The 17609-nt window shown below is 37.6% G+C and carries 16 protein-coding genes, 2 pseudogenes and 1 other annotated feature; of the genes and pseudogenes, 1 reads left to right on the top strand and 17 read right to left on the bottom strand.

Annotation, left to right across the window (positions count from 1 at the left end):
• Positions 1–66: 66 nt before the first annotated feature.
• From SCSC_RS03750 to SCSC_RS03725, 6 genes are all read right to left on the bottom strand, one after another.
• A complete protein-coding gene (locus SCSC_RS03750; RefSeq protein ID WP_020997743.1) occupies positions 67–261 on the bottom strand; it encodes a DUF3272 family protein in 195 nt (64 codons plus the stop codon).
• A gap of 38 nt (positions 262–299) precedes the next feature.
• Entirely contained in the window at positions 300–1964 is a 1665-nt protein-coding gene (gene dnaX / locus SCSC_RS03745) for a DNA polymerase III subunit gamma/tau (RefSeq protein ID WP_006269570.1), read from the bottom strand.
• Entirely contained in the window at positions 1964–2461 is a 498-nt protein-coding gene (locus SCSC_RS03740; protein ID WP_006269496.1) for a GAF domain-containing protein, read from the bottom strand. Before SCSC_RS03740 ends, dnaX begins: the two co-directional genes overlap by 1 nt.
• A gap of 65 nt (positions 2462–2526) precedes the next feature.
• Entirely contained in the window at positions 2527–3150 is a 624-nt protein-coding gene (locus tag SCSC_RS03735; protein ID WP_003069454.1) for an SAP domain-containing protein, read from the bottom strand.
• A 269-nt stretch (positions 3151–3419) separates the two neighbouring features.
• Positions 3420–6029 (bottom strand): pneumococcal-type histidine triad protein, encoded by a 2610-nt coding sequence (locus tag SCSC_RS03730; protein WP_006269509.1) that lies wholly within the window; start codon positions 6027–6029, stop codon positions 3420–3422.
• Positions 6030–6037: 8 nt separating this feature from the next.
• Complete coding sequence (locus tag SCSC_RS03725; RefSeq protein ID WP_006269578.1) at positions 6038–6961, bottom strand: metal ABC transporter solute-binding protein, Zn/Mn family; 924 nt, start codon at positions 6959–6961, stop codon at positions 6038–6040.
• Between the two features lie 184 nt (positions 6962–7145).
• Between SCSC_RS03725 and SCSC_RS03720 the strand changes: the two genes are divergently transcribed.
• Positions 7146–8081: an IS30 family transposase gene (locus SCSC_RS03720; RefSeq protein ID WP_006269888.1), complete on the top strand. Its 936-nt coding sequence runs from the start codon at positions 7146–7148 to the stop codon at positions 8079–8081.
• Positions 8082–8142: 61 nt separating this feature from the next.
• Here the strand turns inward: SCSC_RS03720 and trmD are convergent, their stop codons facing one another.
• From trmD to SCSC_RS03670, 11 genes and pseudogenes are all read right to left on the bottom strand, one after another.
• The gene (gene trmD, locus SCSC_RS03715) at positions 8143–8877 is read right to left on the bottom strand and encodes a tRNA (guanosine(37)-N1)-methyltransferase TrmD (RefSeq protein ID WP_006270533.1); all 735 of its coding nucleotides are present in this window, start codon (positions 8875–8877) and stop codon (positions 8143–8145) included.
• On the bottom strand, positions 8867–9385 hold the full coding sequence (rimM, locus tag SCSC_RS03710; RefSeq protein WP_003031189.1) for a ribosome maturation factor RimM: 519 nt from the start codon (positions 9383–9385) through the stop codon (positions 8867–8869). Before rimM ends, trmD begins: the two co-directional genes overlap by 11 nt.
• A gap of 265 nt (positions 9386–9650) precedes the next feature.
• Entirely contained in the window at positions 9651–9875 is a 225-nt protein-coding gene (locus tag SCSC_RS03705) for a hypothetical protein (RefSeq protein ID WP_232008015.1), read from the bottom strand.
• A 389-nt stretch (positions 9876–10264) separates the two neighbouring features.
• Positions 10265–10417 (bottom strand): LPXTG cell wall anchor domain-containing protein, encoded by a 153-nt coding sequence (locus tag SCSC_RS09515; protein ID WP_006270545.1) that lies wholly within the window; start codon positions 10415–10417, stop codon positions 10265–10267.
• Between the two features lie 421 nt (positions 10418–10838).
• Positions 10839–11414: pseudogene (locus tag SCSC_RS03700) on the bottom strand (replication initiator protein A); the annotation flags it as partial.
• Between the two features lie 379 nt (positions 11415–11793).
• Positions 11794–12162, bottom strand: a complete 369-nt coding sequence (gene rplL / locus SCSC_RS03695; protein ID WP_003024225.1) for a 50S ribosomal protein L7/L12 — start codon at positions 12160–12162, stop codon at positions 11794–11796.
• Between the two features lie 71 nt (positions 12163–12233).
• Complete coding sequence (gene rplJ, locus SCSC_RS03690; RefSeq protein WP_003029380.1) at positions 12234–12734, bottom strand: 50S ribosomal protein L10; 501 nt, start codon at positions 12732–12734, stop codon at positions 12234–12236.
• 36 nt (positions 12735–12770) lie between these two features.
• Positions 12771–12905 (bottom strand) — a sequence feature (ribosomal protein L10 leader region).
• 156 nt (positions 12906–13061) lie between these two features.
• Positions 13062–13904, bottom strand: a complete 843-nt coding sequence (locus tag SCSC_RS03685; protein WP_003029379.1) for an AraC family transcriptional regulator — start codon at positions 13902–13904, stop codon at positions 13062–13064.
• 87 nt (positions 13905–13991) lie between these two features.
• The gene (locus SCSC_RS03680) at positions 13992–14918 is read right to left on the bottom strand and encodes a YobF C-terminal domain-containing protein (RefSeq protein ID WP_006270519.1); all 927 of its coding nucleotides are present in this window, start codon (positions 14916–14918) and stop codon (positions 13992–13994) included.
• A 1060-nt stretch (positions 14919–15978) separates the two neighbouring features.
• Positions 15979–16164 (bottom strand): annotated as a pseudogene (locus SCSC_RS03675) (dihydrodipicolinate synthase family protein); the annotation flags it as partial.
• Positions 16165–16222: 58 nt separating this feature from the next.
• Positions 16223–17299 carry an aspartate-semialdehyde dehydrogenase gene (locus tag SCSC_RS03670; protein ID WP_003069462.1) on the bottom strand — a complete coding sequence of 359 codons (1077 nt, stop codon included), beginning with the start codon at positions 17297–17299 and terminating at the stop codon, positions 16223–16225.
• Between the last annotated feature and the right edge of the window lie 310 nt (positions 17300–17609).

Below are 17609 nucleotides of genomic sequence, written 5' to 3'. Positions count from 1 at the left end.
CATGTGCAGATTTTTTAAATCAAACAAAAGAAAAAAGGTTGAGGATTTTTGTCACAACCTTTCTGCTTATTTTTTTCGTTTGATATGTTTATCGATTTCGTCTACTATTTTTCCCATGACGTAGCTCACTTGTAAATTGCGAATGACTAGAAATGCCCAAAAAACAGCAAATAAATAGTGTCCTGACATCATTGCCTCGTTAAAAAAATAGGTTTCAATTGCTGTGAAAAAAGCTGTTGTAAGAAATTGTTGTCTTGTCATAATTCTATTATAGCATGAAAAAATAGAAAAATCTAAATTCAGTCCTCTTGAATGCTAATTTTTTCTGCTAAGAAAGCAAAACCTTCTGGAATGATGGTTTCCTTTGTCTCTTCTGTTGGATTGACATTTTCTCCACGCGCCTTAGCGGAAAATTCAGCCCGAATCTCTGTCCAGTCGGTCATCGAAATAGCTAAGATATCCGGAGAAAATCCAGCCACATTGCTGAGTAAATTCCCAAACATTGTATTGAGATTTTCCCGTTTCATGGTTTGTTCTGCATTAAAGCTCGACTCAAATGCAAGAATTGCATGGTTTTCATTAGCCGCAACAGGTTGCGAACCAACTAAAAGTGCCTTATCTGCACCAGCTAAACTTTCAATAATTTCTCCCCAAGCATTTTGCAACTTAGTTAAATTACTCCGAGCCAGACTAGGATTTTCAACTGCCTCTTGCAGAATCGCATTTACTTTATGACGATCTACTCGGTATCCTTTGCTTGTTTTGGCTGATTGTGTTCCCTGTACCGGATTGCTAGGTGCAGAACTTGACTGTAAACTTACCAATTGACCCTTAAGCTGGCTAATTTCATCTTTTAGTGTTTCTATCTCGCTTACTAGATTGGATGGTAATTCTGCTTTTTCTTGCCCTTCTGCCAGTCGAATGGTCATCATTTCTGTGTAAATCTTGGGTTGCAAGCTATTCTTAATTTCCGCAAGACTTCTCGTTGCAATCTCAATCAAGTCGAACAATCTCTCCTGTGGTGTATTGAGATTGTCTAAAAAACTTTCGCTCGTATGCGTATTTCCACCACCTGTTTTAACAATGAGCAAATCTCTAAGATATTGTAACAGGTCAGTGACAAAACGAGCCATATTTTTGCCACTATCAAAAATCACATCAAGGTTTTCTAATGCTGCTGATGTATCATGCATCAACACAGCTGTCACATAAGCATCCAGTGCACCTAGACTAATAGAGCCAGTAATTTCTTCTGAAATAGCTGTTGTCAGCTGATTGTCTTGAGTGAGACTGAGAGCTTGATCCAAGATAGATAAGGCATCCCGCATCCCACCTTCTGCCCGCCTAGCGATAATCTGCACCGCATCATTTTCAAATCCAATATTTTCCTGCTGCAAAATCCATTCAATATGAGCAACAATATCCTTGGTCTTAATTGACTTGAACTCAAAGCGTTGCACCCGTGACAGAATAGTAGCTGGTATCTTGTGCAATTCTGTCGTTGCTAAGATAAAGACCACGTTTTCTGTCGGTTCTTCCAAAGTCTTGAGAAGAGCGTTAAAAGCTCCAGTTGAGAGCATATGAACCTCGTCAATGATATAAACTTTATGTTTTGCTAGACTAGGAGCATAAGTAGATTTGTCTCGAATATCTCGGATTTCATCCACACCATTATTGGAAGCCGCATCAATCTCAATAACATCCTCTAGACTTCCTTCTGTTATAGCTTGACAAATATAGCACTCATTACAAGGTTCACCATTCTTTCGATGAGGGCAATTCATAGCTTTGGCAAAAATCTTGGCTACGCTGGTCTTTCCTGTTCCTCTAGGACCTGAAAAGAGATAAGCATGGCTGATTTTATCCTGTTCAACTGCCTGCCGTAAAGTTGTTGCTACAACTTTCTGCCCAACTAACTGACCGAAAGTTTGACTTCTGTATTTCCGATATAAAGCTTGATACATTAGGCTTTGTCTCCAAACATCTCAAAATTCCAATTTGTTTTCTCTAGCAAGACGGCTACAAAATTTTCTAAATATTCCCGATCAATCTCATCATAGTCCCCCAGCAGATGAGAATCCAAATCTAAAACTCCTACTAAGCGACCATCCTTTACCATAGGCACCACAATCTCACTACGTGCCCTGCTATCACAAGAAATGTAGTTACCATACTGAGTAACATCTTCAACGATCACCGTCTGCCGTTTGGCGGCAGCTTCTCCGCAGACTCCTTTTCCTAGCGCAATGTGCACACAGGATACACCACCTTGAAAAGGTCCTAAAACCAACTCATTTCCGTCATAAAGATAAAAGCCGGTAAAAACGGAATGTGGCAAGGTTTGATTTAGCAAAGCAGAGCTGTTTGACAGATTAGCTAAAGCATTGCTTTCACCCTCAAGTAATGCTTCAAGCTGTGCTAAAAGTAATTGATAATTTGAAATTTTTTCTGATTGATTCATACTCTCTATTATACCAAAAAAACAGCCTCGTGACTGTTTTTTCGCAAATGGACAAGTACTACCTCCTATTTCCCTTTCAGATACATAAAAATATCATCCCAATAGTTCTTTACTAGCTGCTGGTGATAGACTTTAGAAGCAGTTGAATGTTTCACTTTCTGCCAAAGAATAGCTGCAACTTTAAGTTTTTGTTGGAAAGCAGCATTATTTTTATCAGCACAGAAATCTTTGACAAATTGATTCCATTGACAGCTGGTATTGTCATACTTAGCGTAAGTTGATTGACCTTGATAAATTGCTAACATATCTCGCAGTGTAAACTCGACATCCTTTTCTGCTTTGACCTTCCGCCAAGCTGCCGCCATGTCCGCTGTAAACTTGAATGAACTAACACCTGTCTGCTGGGCGAAAAACTCCCGAAAGCGGGTATTAAAGGCAAAACCACAGGATAACAAGGGCGTGTCTAAAGTAAGCTCTATACCTTGCTTTTTCTTGGTTTTTAAAGGAACTTTCTTCTGAACAACATTCCCTGCAAAATACTGTTTGATTTCCTCTTCTAGCTCTGTTTTGATACCTGAATACTCCAATCCCAATTGTTTACAAATATCTGCTAATTCTGTACGATACCAATAATAGTGTGAAAACTCTTGATAGGTTTTCATCGTTGTAAAATCTGGTCTATCTTTCATTGCATGTATCCCTTTTTTTCTTTCTCTATGACCTATTATACCACCAGTAAAGTAATTCCTCAAAAATGATAGATTTGTCAATTTATAGAAGATCGTCCGACCCTCGGATGGAGCGAATCACTTTTAGTTGAAACAAGCTGACCCTCGGACGGAATGAATCGCTTTTAATTTATCCTAGCTGCCCAACGGACACGATAAAATCTCCCTCTATAAACATAGAATAAGCAAAAGAGCTGAAAAACAAGTTTTCAACTCTTGAGGGGTGCATATTAAGAAACCACTTCAGCTGTGAGGATATTGACAACTTTTGTTGTACCTGAAGCATCTGTAAAGCTAACTGTTTTATTGGCTGGTTGATAGCTGAGATTTTCTAAGCTAACATTATATTTGAAAGCAATTTTAATCAGTTTCTTTTTAAATTCTTGTACTGATAAACCGTAGCTTTTTGCTCTTGCTTCTTCTGCCGCTTCTTCAGGATCAACAGTTGGCCGCTCTTCTGTTTCCTCAGATTTTTCCTTTTGAGCATCCGATTCTTTATTTGCAGACTTGCCTTCGTTCTCTTTTGGCTCTTCATTTGGTGCATAGTTCTTTCCGTTATCTGATTGATTTTTCTTACCATGCTGACTAGAATTACCAAAACCATTGTCAGAATGCGGACGGTCTTCTGGATGAGTGACGTAATATTTCACGGTCGCAAGGAAATCTTCCATACTGTAGCCGTCAGGTGCTTTGTAAAGTCCCTGATCAAACCAAGAAAGAGAGATATTATGATAATGGTCATGATGCGGAATAATGAGCTGACCGTTTTTCATGTCTACAACATAGGCTGTGTTATAAGGCATCGCTTCAACCGGCACCTTTTTAGCTGGGGTTACACGATTGTAAATAGACAAAGCTGTTTCCTTATTTGGATTCGTTTGGTTATCTTCAGATTTTTGAGGCTTTTTATTCTTCATATAAGCTTCTGCCGCCTGTCTTTCTGACTTGGACAAATCGCTCTTAGGAATATAATGACTGTGATTCATGTGCGGAGCTGTATAGCCATCGCCTTGGTCTTCCGTCAAATCATGTGGATCAAAGATATAGCCGTCTGATGTTGCATAACGACCTGCAGCTTTAGCTAATGCTACTTCATCAGCCGTATAAACAATTTGCGAATTTGCTTTGCCTGCGCGGTCAGGGTGCTGTACCTCACTTGACAATTTCAAAACCTTATCCAATAAGGCAAGCTTATCCACATTCGGATTGGCAGCCTGTTGCATGAGGTTTTCAACCATTGCCAGTTGTGCTTTATCCCCTTTGCTTTCAAGCGTTTGACGAATTGGTGTTAAGACTTTCTTGAAAGCAGCAACGATTTCAGCATTTTTCTTTGTCAGTCCCGCTTGTGTTTTCGGATCAACCGCCTTGACGATTTCAGACAACAAATCTTTCACTTTTTGAAGCACTGTTGCTTTTTCTTCTGTTCCAAGAGTGAAGCCAGATTTGATACCAGCGAGTTGCTCTTCAAAGTTTGCCTTTTGACTAGCATTTGTCACCTTACTCATCAAACTTTCAGCCTTATTGATAAAGGTTTGAATCTGTTCATCCGTCACTTCTGTCTCAGATGGTTCTTCTTTTGGCTTTTCAGGCTCTTTGCTTGGCTCAGTTTGCTTGCCATCATTAGGTTTGTTTGGCTGTGTTTGGTCCTTGCCCGTATCTTGGTTCGGTTTACTTGGGTTTGTCTGTTGATTACTTTGACCAGCTAGCTTTTTCGCTTCTGAATAGTCCGTACCAGGAACAATCATCCGCGAAATTTTTTCTTCTAGTGGCGACATTTGACTATAGTAAATGAAATGATAATGATTACCATGTGGCACTGCCACCCCACTAGAAGATTTTTTAGTAATCTGTGCCGGGTCAAATATCAAACCATCAGATTCCACATGACGTTGGTTTAACGGCATCAAGTACAGTTGTTTTAACAGATTGATGATTTCTTGATGAGCAGATGGAGTATTCTGATGACTTGGTTGTGATGGCTGCGCATGATGATTATTGCCCTGATGAGTCTGTGTTCCCGGCGTTGATGGTTGGTAATGGATAGAAGGTAGTGTAGTTCCGCCATTTGATGGTCTTGATGGCGTTGGACTTGGACTCGGAGTTGATGGCGTACCGCCAGATTTGTGTTTGTTGTCCCAATAGCTCTGAGCAGCAGCTAACTCACTAGGAGACAAATCTTTCTTTGGAATATAATGGAAATGATTACCATGCGGTACGATGAAGCCATCTCCAGTATCTTCTATCACATCTGTCGGATTGAAAACATAGCCGTCATCCGTCGTATAACGACCTTGTGCACGAGCTTCTTTGACAGCTGTTGTTACAGCACCACCTTTCGCTCCCTTATGACCTTTGCCGCTATATTCTGCCCTTTGGCGAGCAATTTCTTCTTTTGTACGAACATTACTGGTATGATTTGGATCTTTCAAGTAAAGGTAATATTTCCCATTTACCTTGATAATGTAGCCATCTTTCACTTCGTTGATAATATCAGACTGCTGCAAGGTATAGTTTGGATCCCGCATAATCAGCTCTTCACTGATAATCGCATCATAAGGGACTTTCCCATTATAATAATGATAATGATCACCGTGAGAAGTTACGTAACCTTGGTCTGTAATTTTGACAACAATCTGTTCCGCATTGATCCCTTCTTTCGCGCTCACTTCATCAGGCGACAAATTCTCTGCTTGCTTGCCCTTGTTTGCTTTAGATTTTCCATTTACATAAGCAACACGGTTATTTTCCTTGCTAGATACTGTCTGATGACGCCCCAGCTCATAGCTACACAAACTTAGGACAACAACTGCAACAGAACCGATAAGATATTTTTTCTTCATGATTCTCCTCATTTTTTCAATTCTTTTGCCAATGTCGCTAGATTGGCTTCTAGATTTTCAAGATAAGTATTATTATTTTGCGGATCAGCTTCCAAAGGGTTTAATTGTTTTAGTTTAACGCCTGTAGATTTGACCAAAGTTTTCGCAACTTTTGATGAAGCATTACTTTCCACAAAAATGGTTTTAACTTTATAAGTTTTGACAAATTCTTCAATTTCCGTCAATTGGCGCGGACTTGGTTCCTGCTCTGGAGAAATCCCGGCAATCCCCAACTGCTTCAATCCAAATCGCTTCGCCAAATAAGAAAAGGCAGTATGCTGAGTCACAAATGTTTTTTGCCTTGCAGCTTTGAAAATCGGTTGATATTTTTTAGTCAATTCTTTTGCCTTACCTGCCAGCTCTTTCGCGTTTTTTTGATAGGTTTCTTTATTTTTACTATCAATCTTCGAAAGTTTATCAGCGATAATCTGTGCTTCTTCTGCCACTTTTTCTGGGTCTAACCACGTGTGTGGATCGTAAAGAGTCTTTTCATCCACTCCTTCACCAGCAGCTACATCTTCTAATCCCGGCACACGCTCCAGCTTCATCCCTTCTGAAGCTTCAAGTACCTTCACTTTAGATTTTTTCAAACTCGGATCTAAACTTCCAGCCCAAGATTCTAACGTATGAGAATGATAAACAAAGACATCTGCATCATAGATAGCTGCTACATCGTTGGCTGATGGTTCAAAGGAATGAATACCGCTACTTGATTGAATCATCCGAACATCATTTAAATCGCCTGATACTTCTTTGACCATAGCATAAATCGGATAAAAACTTGTTACAATTTTCAGACCTTTACTCTGTTTTTTTGTACTTGTTCCACACGCCGTCAACAACAAAGTCAATCCTACCACAAAAATAGAAAATAAATATTTCTTTAATTTCATAAACCACTCCTTAACCAGTTTATTAACCGGTTAATATGATACCACGATAGAAATTAACTGTCAAGAATTTTTTATCTATTTTTTTAACAAGATAAATTGTAAAATATAGTTCAACCAAAAAACTCATAGCGTTTCATTGGTGTAAACTGTAAGTAACCACACAAACAGAACCCGAGGAAAAACTATGAGCTACTCCCATCTTACCATAACCGACCGAATAAAGATAGAAACCTACTTGGAATTAGGTTTAAAACCTTGCCAAATTGCAAGTAAACTTGGCGTCCATAAGTCTACCATTTCAAGAGAGTTAAGACGATGTCAAAATGGTTATTCCGCAGTCTTAGCACAGGAACAGTACGACCACAGGGCTAAGCAAAAAGGTCGGAAGTCTTGTTTAACACCAAAGTTGAAAAAGGAAATTGAGAACGGTTTAAAATCCTCCTGGTCGCCTGAACAGATTTGTGGGCGCTATCAGCTTGAACAAAAGCCAATGGTAGCTTTTAAAACCATCTATAACTGGCTCTATGCTGGTTTGATTGATCTGGATTTAAGCGTCCTCCGTCGTAAAGGAAGAACTCGACAACCCAAAGAAACACGTGGGACATTTAGGATTGGCACGCCGATTGCCAAACGTCCTAAAGAGGTTCGGAATCGTGAAACTTTTGGCCACTGGGAGCTTGATACTGTAGTGTCTTCCAGAGGCAAAAGCAAGGGGTGTTTAGCGACTTTTCTAGAGCGAAAAACTCGTTTTTACTTAGCTTTCAAGATACCAGATAGAACAGCCAAAGCCATGTTTTCAGCCATCGAACAACTTTGTAGGCTATTTCCAAAAGAGACTCTTAAAACCTTCACTTCAGACAGGGGAAAAGAGTTCGCCTGCTATCCTCTAGTAGAGAATTTAGGAATTTCCTTTTTCTTTGCGGACGCCTATTCATCTTGGCAGAGAGGAAGTAATGAAAACGCAAATGGCTTACTAAGAGAATATTTCCCAAAGAAAACAGATTTAGCTGCTATCTCTGATGAGGCTTTGAACAAGGCCTTATATGATATCAATCACCGACCACGAAAATGTTTAGCTTACAGAACGGCTTATGAAGCTCTAGTGGATGAGTTAGAGTAAATGTTGCACTTATTCTTGCAATTTATCACAATAAGAAAAAGCCCTCTAAATTAGAAAACTTTTAATCTTTTATATCATTGCTCTTTTCTCTATGAATCTCTTCTAGCATTCCTTCTTCTTCGGCTGTTAATTCATATTTTTCTAATAAATCTGGACGACGTTCATAAGTCTTTTTCAAACTCTCATACAGACGCCATTTTCGAATATTCTCATGATGACCGCTCATCAAAATATCTGGCACAACCATTCCACGAAACTCATAAGGGCGCGTATATTGAGGATATTCTAAAAGACCTGATGAAAAACTGTCATCAGTATGACTAACTTCCTTACCAAGAACTTCAGGAATCAGTCGTACCGTTGCATCGATCATCGTCATAGCAGCCAACTCTCCACCGGTCAAAACATAATCTCCAAGAGAAACCTCGTCTGTCACCAAACTTTTAATCCGCTCATCATAACCTTCATAATGCCCGCAGATAAAGATTAATTCTTCTTCTTGAGAAAGTTCTTCCGCATAGGCTTGATTAAATGTTCGACCAGCAGGATCCAACAAAACGACTCGTGGCTGCTTTTTTTCAATCGCATCATAAGCATCAAAAATTGGTTGCGCTCTGAGCAGCATTCCTTGACCGCCCCCATAAGGCTCGTCATCAACGTGTCTCGATTTCTCTGCATTTTCTCGAAAATTATGATAGTGAATCTCTAGTAATCCTTTTTCGCGCGCCTTGCCAACTATTGAATGCTCTAAAGGGGCAAACATCTCCGGAAATAGGGTCAAAATATCAATCTTCATCGTCCAGTCCTTCCGGAATTTCCACATCTACTCGACTATTTTCAAGATCAATATTCAATACAACAGGCGGAATATAAGGCAACAGTAAATCACGCTTGCCTTTGCGCTTTACCACCCAGACATCATTAGCACCGGGCTGCAAAATTTCTTTAATTGTTCCAATCAAAATATCCTGTTCATAAACATTCAAGCCAATAATTTCATGATAGTAAAATTCGCCTTCATCTAAATCCGATAAATCTTCTTCAGCCACTTTCAAAGTAAAATCACGATATTTTTCAATGTCATTGATATGGTACATTCCTTTGAATTTGATAATATCAAAATTTTTCATCTTACGATGACTGGAAATTTCCACATTCATGACAAAATTATCTTTCTTATCGAAAAGGGCCAACATACTTCCCTTTTTAAAACGTTCCTCTGCAAAATCCGTCACCGATAGTACACGCATTTCACCTTGCAAACCTTGCGTATTCACAATCTTTCCAACATTATAATAGTTCATTTTCTCTCCAAGTACTAGCATTATCTTTTTTATTTTATCATGAATAAAGGGAATTCTCAAGAAAACAAAAACCCCTACTAAGACAAATCTTAATAGGGGATGGAGAGCGATAATTGTCCCTCACTTTTTATCGCCTCAACAATTAACATCAGACTTTAAAACTTGGCTTTCAAGCTTAACCAACCTGTAAGTAATTGTTTTTCTATAATTACTGTTTATCAATTTTTGAACCACGATTTAAATACTAGTTTGAACTATTATTATATTATTTATATCTATCATAATTTGCATCAAACCATTCTAATAAGGCCTGCGCTGTTGTAAATTTAATACTCTGTACCTTTACTTTACCATCTCTAAGATAAAATAAGCTAGTTTGAGAAACTAAGTAATTCGTTTCTTTACACATTCTGTAAGCTGAGATTTTCTTAGCACGCAGTAATTCGATAATTAGTTCAATCTTTTTTAACATGATATCAACATTTTCCACTTCCAAAACCTCTCCATAACAATGAAAAAACTACTCTTAAAAGGTACCTACTTTTCATCTTTTAGTAAGAGATAGTTAAATCACTACTTCCTATTTTTATAAAAATGAGTGAGCTGAACAAAAATGTTTTTATCCCACTCACTAAAAAACTATCAATACATAGAGTCATTCTTTTCCATAGTTGCCAATCATGGCAGTTAAGATAGTTAAACTAACAGAGGTAAATTTTAAAATTTCCGAGTGACCATTTGAAAATAGAATTTATACTTTTATAATTCTAAAATCTTATAAAATAGAACACCCTTACCTTGTCTATTTATAAAAGAAAATGAGATGGGAGTATTCCCATCCCATTTCTAAAGGAGATAACTTAACAATACATTTACATTTTATTCTTCCTTTCTCTTCCATGACTTACCAATTAAAGTAGCTGAAGACGCTAGACCGACTAAGCCTATTAAAGGCAAGAATGGAAATTCTTTAGTGCCTGTTTTTGGTAATTTAGTATTCGCAGTTCCAACAGAGGTAAACTTAGATCCCACTGATTGAACATTTGAAAACGGAACTTTTGATCTGTAACCCAAATTAGTTGGAGCCACTGAATTTTGAACAGAGGCAAATGTATTTGATTATCCTCTTTATCTAACTGAATAGCAAAATCCACCATGTGAAATTCAGTTATTTGTAACTTCCCTTGATAGATCCACGAATGATCTGTTTCCTGTTTCTTTAAAACGAAGTTTTTTCCCAGATAAGAACTGTTGAAATTTCTCATTTATTTGATCCATGTTTCCTCCTTTTATCATCAATCAAAATTATAAATCGGAATATTCTCTTTCTCTATGTTGTTGTATTCTTTCGAAAAGGAAATAATCTTTCTATTTTTTTGAATTGTTTCTTGACTTTCTTCTATTTTGTCAGATACTTCCTCTTCCTGCTCTGATAACAAGCGAACATCGCTTTGTCCACTTTGCGATGTAAAACTTCTTTCTCTTGTTCTTCTTGCCTCTCTTTCTCCTCCTCGTCCTCAGCGATTAAATCACTCTTTTCAGTTTCACTAATATGAGTCTCACTCTCTTCAGTCTCACTAGGGGCTGAATTTAAGACTGGCCCCGGATGATTTTGAGACTCCCCTGGTGTTTTTTGAACACCACCCCCGGCTGAATTTAACACTAGGGTCATGTCATGTTCCAATTCCCCTAAATAAATCTTATTGGCCAGGCGACCTTTTTCACTGGAAGACTGTTGAACTTCATCAATGAGACCATATTCTCTCAATGTCTTCTTTATAGACAAGAGCTTGGACTTAGAACAACCAAGCAAAGCCATCAATTTAGAGTTAGAATAAATCAAATAGATAGCCCCATCCTCATCAATCCAGCCCTTACTCAGAGACAATTCCAATCGGTCTTTTAAGACAGCGTAGGCCACCTTAACTTCCAACTTCATATCCTTATAGCGCTCACTCTCAAATAAGAGTTTAGGGAGCTTATAATAACGCTCGGACGTTTGGTATTGATTTGCGGTAATGCGTTTCATAATTATCCCTCCAACATTAAAACACCTAAATTTCCTGATTGTTCAAATTAGATCAGACCTGCCTGTTCCATTTCAGCAACTAGCTGATTTGCTTCATCAACATTAATTCCCATAACAAGTATGAGATGACACATCACAATTTATCGTGATGATTGTTCTTTCTTTTGCATCGTTTCCTCCTGAAAATAAAAAAAGCGAGAACTATTTTTATGGTTCTCGCTTGAGATAAATCATTCTTCAAAAAACAAAAATCTTGCCAAAGATTTTTTTGGCAGGATTTTTGGCAGGAAACCGAATCAATTTATCAGTTTCTTCAAATCGCTATGAGCTCTAAAAGACTGGTAAATCGGGATTCCGCTCTCAAATTGCTATGTGCTTCTTATTTAAGAGTAACTGAAGCTCCAGCTTCTTCCAATTTCGTTTTGATTTCTTCAGCTTCTGCAGTTGCAACACCTTCTTTAACAACAGTTGGTGCTCCATCAACAAGTTCTTTAGCTTCTTTAAGACCAAGACCTGTGATTTCACGAACAGCTTTGATAACGCCAACTTTCTTGTCGCCTGCTGCAGTCAATTCCACGTCAAATGAATCTTTTGCAGCAGCAGCTTCACCAGCGCCAGCAGCAGCTACAGCTACAGGAGCAGCTGCAGTTACACCAAATTCTTCTTCGATAGCTTTTACAAGATCGTTCAATTCAAGGATTGAAGCTTCTTTAATTTCAGCAATAATATTTTCAATGTTCAATGCCATTGTTATTTCCTCCAAATATATTTTCGTTATTTTATTATTAGTTTGTAGCATAGGCTACGCGCAACTTAACATTAAGCCGCTTCTTCTTTGTTGTCTGCAACAGCTTTGACTGCGAGAGCAACGTTGCGAACTGGCGCTTGAAGTACAGATAGTAGCATAGATAGAAGTCCTTCGCGGTTTGGAAGAGTTGCAAGAGCAACAATTTCTTCTTTAGATGCAACAGCACCTTCAATAGCTCCACCTTTAATTTCAAGTGCATCAGCTTCTTTAGTAAAATCATTGATGATTTTTGCTGGTGCTACAACATCTTCATTTGAAAATGCAACAGCAGATGGTCCAACAAAAGCATCAGCAAGGCCTTCAAGTCCAGCTTTTTCAGCTGCACGACGTAAAATTGAGTTTTTGATAACTTTATACTCAACTTCGCTTCCACGAAGATTACGACGAAGAACTGTGTCTTGTTCAACTGTAAGACCACGAGCATCAACAACAACGATACTTGCAGCTGCTTTCATTTTTTCAGCAACTACATCAACTAGTTCCGCTTTTTTTGCAATACTTGCTTCACTCATTTAGTGTTTCACCTCCGTAATTATTTTGCTTGGGGATTTTCCAAAAGAAAAACGCGCCCAAACCTAGACACGAAAGTACAATACGTTTCTTTTACATGATCCGTTTTGTCCTCGGTAGGATTTTTATGAGTCAAGCTCCCCTACTGTCTTAGGCAGTTTTTTCAAACCATTAATGATTGTAACATAAGAAAAAAAAGATTGCAAGAGTTTTTAATAATTTTTATAACTAGAACGAAAATCTATTCTTTTTAGTTAGCAGATTTATTAAATTATTGGAAAAATAAAAAAAGCAGACCATAAAGATCTGCTCTAACTATCTTATGTTTATTATGCTTTTACAATTGGAATCCAAAGTTCCATTTTGTAGTCTTTACTATCCATATCCCCTTCATAATAATATTCAAAGTCAGGTTTTCCTGAATGGACATAACCATGTTCTGGGAAAAATACTTCCATTGCATATTTCCAACCATTATGAATACATTCCGGAACACTTCCTGTTAACTCTACAATGGCATATTCTGCTTCTTCAACTTTCAAAACATCTAAACCCATACTTTTTGCTTTATCTACATCTGTAACGATGTACCCTGCTATGTAATTAATAGTACTTGGTTGTTCTACATTGTAACAAACACCGACACTTTGACCTTCTCCCAATCTTGCTAATTCATCATGACGATATTCTCCATATAGTTTATTCCAAACACTCGGACATAATGATGAATTGATATTTTGTTCATTCCTACCTGCAACTGTAAATGAATTTTTCTTTTGAATTGTGATGTTCATACTTCTTCCTCCTCTTACACTTAGTGCTAGCTGCACTCGTGAAACTATTTTGAATGGTTTTCCATTTCTTACCTCTGAAGGTGTAAATCCATGAAATTTTTTGAATGCAGTCCCAAATGAATCAGATGATTCATATCCATACTTCATCGCTATATCAATAACTTTAATATTGGTATCTCTCAGTAAAACAGCCGCTTCTGTCAACCTTCGACTTCTAATATACTCTGACAATGTTGTATCTGTTAATATGGAAAAGAGTCTGCTAAACATAGGATAAGAATAAGTGGATAAATGGGTAATTTTATCTTCATCTATTTCGCTATCCAGCACACTTTCAATGTAGTTAATTGTTTCATTAAAAAATTGAATTATCTGCATATTTTACCTCTATTCATTTTTTTATCCTATGTAAAGATACCAAAATCTCTAACTTCTTTACCTTTAGTACAATAATCTTTCAGAGTTTTATCCCTTGATACATTGAAGGCACAAATCCCTAAACTGTCCATCCAATTGGGCAATCTCCATCAGGGTATCTGCTAAAGAATTATAGGCTTCCTGCCTGCTGTCCAGATAGGCTTGGCTAAAAAGCACAGCAATTTTTTCCTTCAAGTCTGCTCTGACAGGATCATAATCTTTCAAAAATTGACTCAAGTAAAGACTTCTAACTGCTGCCAAACGAAATGAAAAAAATTGATGAAGTTGTTTTTGTTCCGCATTTAAGCCGTTTGCTCGAATAGTTTTAGCATAGTCCTCAATTATACCAACCTCACCATTTTCATATCGTTGTTTCATGATAACAGAGACACTGTGATAAATCTCCTGACTTGTTGGAAGCTTATTTCTTTGCAAATTTCCCCACATGGAATAAGCTCCTCTTTTATAGTCAATCGCTTCTGCTTTCCACGCTTTACAAAAATCACGAAAATCCATTTTCACACAAGGATAGCCTGCCGGATCATGGAAATAAATCCAATCCTCATCCATGTCATAAACTGAAACAAAATGATCCACACCTTGTAGATGGTTATAATTGAGATTATAAGTCAGATATCCCATATCCAAAGGACCTACAATAACAGAGCCATGGTCTAGATATGTCTTGAGTTTTTCTTTTAGTTCTATCACATTGACTGGCTCTGAAGAATCACAGAAAAACTCCTCATAGTCAAATCCAAGAATTTGTAAACAATGACTAATGGACTCATCTGGCATGCCATTATCAAAGAAAACCAAAGGATGTCTGTCATCTTTTTTCACAAGGGTAGATCCATTACCCATGACCATGATCGCTTCTAGGTAGTCCGAGCGAAAATCATAGCCCGCAGCCTGTAAGGCCATAGCCGTCGAATGAGAATAACAAATCGGAATATCACCAAAGTATAAATTCATCTTCCTACCTCCTTGCCTATAGTATAAACGATAGGAAAATTTATCCCCCATCAAATTTGTACGGAATTTATAGGTTTGCGTGGAAGAAAGAAATTTCACATGTTTTATTGTAAATCAAAAAAGCTATTAAAAAATGAAACTATTGTCTAAAAACATCAAAGGCTAAGCTTTTACTGCACTAATTGACAATTTTTTCTAACTATTAACAATGGTAACATAAGAAAAAATTACAAGACTTTTTGATCATTTTTTATAATTGGAGTGAAAAGCTATCCTTTTTGATTCGTAGATTTATTAAATTGTCGGAAAAAGAGAAAATGGTAAGAACTAATACGAAAAGACGATAGAATGTTTCATTCTACCGTCTAATGTGTTTTTATTCCTTGTTCAGTTCGACACTGGTTTTTTAATCTTCCCAAAATCAACGGTAATCTATTAAAGTCTTTTCTTTTAGAATGACAAGTATGCTAAAAGCTATGATTTCCGCTAGTACAGTAGCAAGCATATCGTATACGTCAAATACTACACTAGTATTAATCAATGGTAATAACTCATTAATAAAAGACCTCAGTACAACCACTATACATATATACATAAGTGTCTTTTTAGAAAATTCAATAGTTGAGACTTTATTTGCACTGAATGTTGGACTAAAAGGTTGTTTTAGCATAGCTGTTGCAATCCATGCTCCTTCACATAACATATAGGAACAACTGAATTAATTGAATAATATTTTCTTAAAAATATTGTGAGTAGCCAAATTAACAATCCTAAAATCGCTATAATTTCAATGGAACTGATTCTTAATTTTCTTTTCTTCATATGTTCCAACTTCTCATCAACTTTCAATTTATCCATTTTTATTGTACTAAATATCCCACCCTTATCTTGTCATAACAAAAAATATGACAATCTTGTAATATCAGTGTTTCCATTCAGCCTAGCTTTGTCTTTTCAAACATTTCTTCTTGCAGATTTAAATGCTAAAGTCCTCCGTAATAAAAAATTCACTAGTTCATCGTAAATGTTCCCAACATTTTACAAGCCTAAAATGCTTCCTTCAATCTTCAAAAAATGAAAGAATAACGGCTTTTTCTTGCTCTGTACAAGCAACCAGTGGGAGGCGGAGTGAGCCGACTGCAAAGCCCTGATAATTTAGCACAGTTTTAAGTGACGCTAGGTTTGTTACGGAAAAGAGAGCTTCTATTTTGGGTAATAACTGACGTTGAATCTGAGCAGCCTTTTTAGTTTGTCCTCATCCAACTAGCTTGCAAAATACAATGATATAAATGCTATCTCATACTTCATTTCATCTTAAAAACAACTTCTGCTGTCGGACGCACTAAGCCACGCTCATGCAGGGTTTCAGCAATTTGAACAGAGTTCCAAGCAGCACCTTTAAGCAGGTTGTCTGAAACCACCCACATATGGATACCTTTTTCAGTATCCAGATCTTTGCGAATCCGTCCAACGAATGTCTCGCGTTTTCCGACAGCATTGACAGCCTGAGGGTAAATTTGACGGCTAACATCGTCCTCTAATACTGCTCCTGGGAAGTCTGCGATAGCTGCCTTGACTTCTGCGATAGGCGCTACTTCTTTTGTCTCGATATAGACAGACTCTGAGTGCGCTGAAAGAACTGGAATACGTACACAAGTTGCAGAAACTGCAATTGTTGGATCTTCCATGATTTTTTTGGTTTCATTGGTCATCTTCATCTCTTCGTAGGTGTAGTCATTGTCCGTAAAGACATCAATTTGAGGAAGAGCGTTAAAGGCAATCGGATAGTGCTTTTTGTCAGCACCTGCCGGAAGAATTTCTGCTTTCAAATCTTTTGGCATTATACCATCGTTTAAAACTTCACGTAGTTCCCGTTGCGTTTCTAGAATAGCTCCCATACCAGCTCCAGACACAGCCTGATAGGTAGATACGATAATGCGCTCCACCCCCCATTTCTGGCGAACTGGCTCAAGCGCAATCATCATTTGGATTGTTGAACAATTTGGACAAGCAATAATTCCCTTATGATTATTAAGTGCATGCGCATTCACTTCTGGAACTACTAATGGAACATCAGGATTTTGCCGAAAATAAGAGGTGTTATCTACTACAACTGCACCTGCTCTTACTGCATAAGGAGCGTATTTAGCAGAGATTGAACCACCTGCTGAAAAGAGAGCAATATCAACACCAGAAAAAGCTTCCTCGGTTGTTTCTTCAATCACCACTTCTTGATCTTTAAAGGATAGTTTCTTCCCCGCTGAACGTACTGAAGCCAAATAGCGTACTTTTTCAATTGGAAGACTTGATTCTTCCAACATTTTAATCATTTGAGCTCCAACGGCACCTGTAGCTCCCACCACAGCAACTGTGTATCCCATCACATACCTCTCTGAATTTTCAAAAAATTTGTGTATTGCTTGTATTATACTACTTTTCTAAAGAATTGAAAAGACTTACAAAAAATCCCTACTAAAAAAGTAGGAATTAAGGGCACTTATGTGTGATGAGCAGGTTCACACAACTCATCAAGGTCCGCTCCTGCGTATATGACCTCCCATGCTCAATATGTGGCTTGCGCCACCTATTGACTCATCGCATGAACCAATCTTACTATACTTATCAAATTATGTCAAGAAAAACTATTACATTCTCAACTCCTTCCACGTTTGAAATTAACATTTTAAAAGA

Origin of the sequence: Streptococcus constellatus subsp. constellatus (assembly GCF_023167545.1) — a bacterium.
GTDB lineage: Bacteria > Bacillota > Bacilli > Lactobacillales > Streptococcaceae > Streptococcus > Streptococcus constellatus.
This window is presented reverse-complemented; position numbering and strand designations above follow the sequence as displayed.

Coding starts and splice junctions, on each gene's coding strand:
- SCSC_RS03750 (WP_020997743.1), bottom strand. CDS start 261: ATGACAAGACAACAATTTCTTACAACAGCTTTTTTCACAGCAATTGAA.
- dnaX (WP_006269570.1), bottom strand. CDS start 1,964: ATGTATCAAGCTTTATATCGGAAATACAGAAGTCAAACTTTCGGTCAG.
- SCSC_RS03740 (WP_006269496.1), bottom strand. CDS start 2,461: ATGAATCAATCAGAAAAAATTTCAAATTATCAATTACTTTTAGCACAG.
- SCSC_RS03735 (WP_003069454.1), bottom strand. CDS start 3,150: ATGAAAGATAGACCAGATTTTACAACGATGAAAACCTATCAAGAGTTT.
- SCSC_RS03730 (WP_006269509.1), bottom strand. CDS start 6,029: ATGAAGAAAAAATATCTTATCGGTTCTGTTGCAGTTGTTGTCCTAAGT.
- SCSC_RS03725 (WP_006269578.1), bottom strand. CDS start 6,961: ATGAAATTAAAGAAATATTTATTTTCTATTTTTGTGGTAGGATTGACT.
- SCSC_RS03720 (WP_006269888.1), top strand. CDS start 7,146: ATGAGCTACTCCCATCTTACCATAACCGACCGAATAAAGATAGAAACC.
- trmD (WP_006270533.1), bottom strand. CDS start 8,877: ATGAAGATTGATATTTTGACCCTATTTCCGGAGATGTTTGCCCCTTTA.
- rimM (WP_003031189.1), bottom strand. CDS start 9,385: ATGAACTATTATAATGTTGGAAAGATTGTGAATACGCAAGGTTTGCAA.
- rplL (WP_003024225.1), bottom strand. CDS start 12,162: ATGGCATTGAACATTGAAAATATTATTGCTGAAATTAAAGAAGCTTCA.
- rplJ (WP_003029380.1), bottom strand. CDS start 12,734: ATGAGTGAAGCAAGTATTGCAAAAAAAGCGGAACTAGTTGATGTAGTT.
- SCSC_RS03685 (WP_003029379.1), bottom strand. CDS start 13,904: ATGCAGATAATTCAATTTTTTAATGAAACAATTAACTACATTGAAAGT.
- SCSC_RS03680 (WP_006270519.1), bottom strand. CDS start 14,918: ATGAATTTATACTTTGGTGATATTCCGATTTGTTATTCTCATTCGACG.
- SCSC_RS03670 (WP_003069462.1), bottom strand. CDS start 17,299: ATGGGATACACAGTTGCTGTGGTGGGAGCTACAGGTGCCGTTGGAGCT.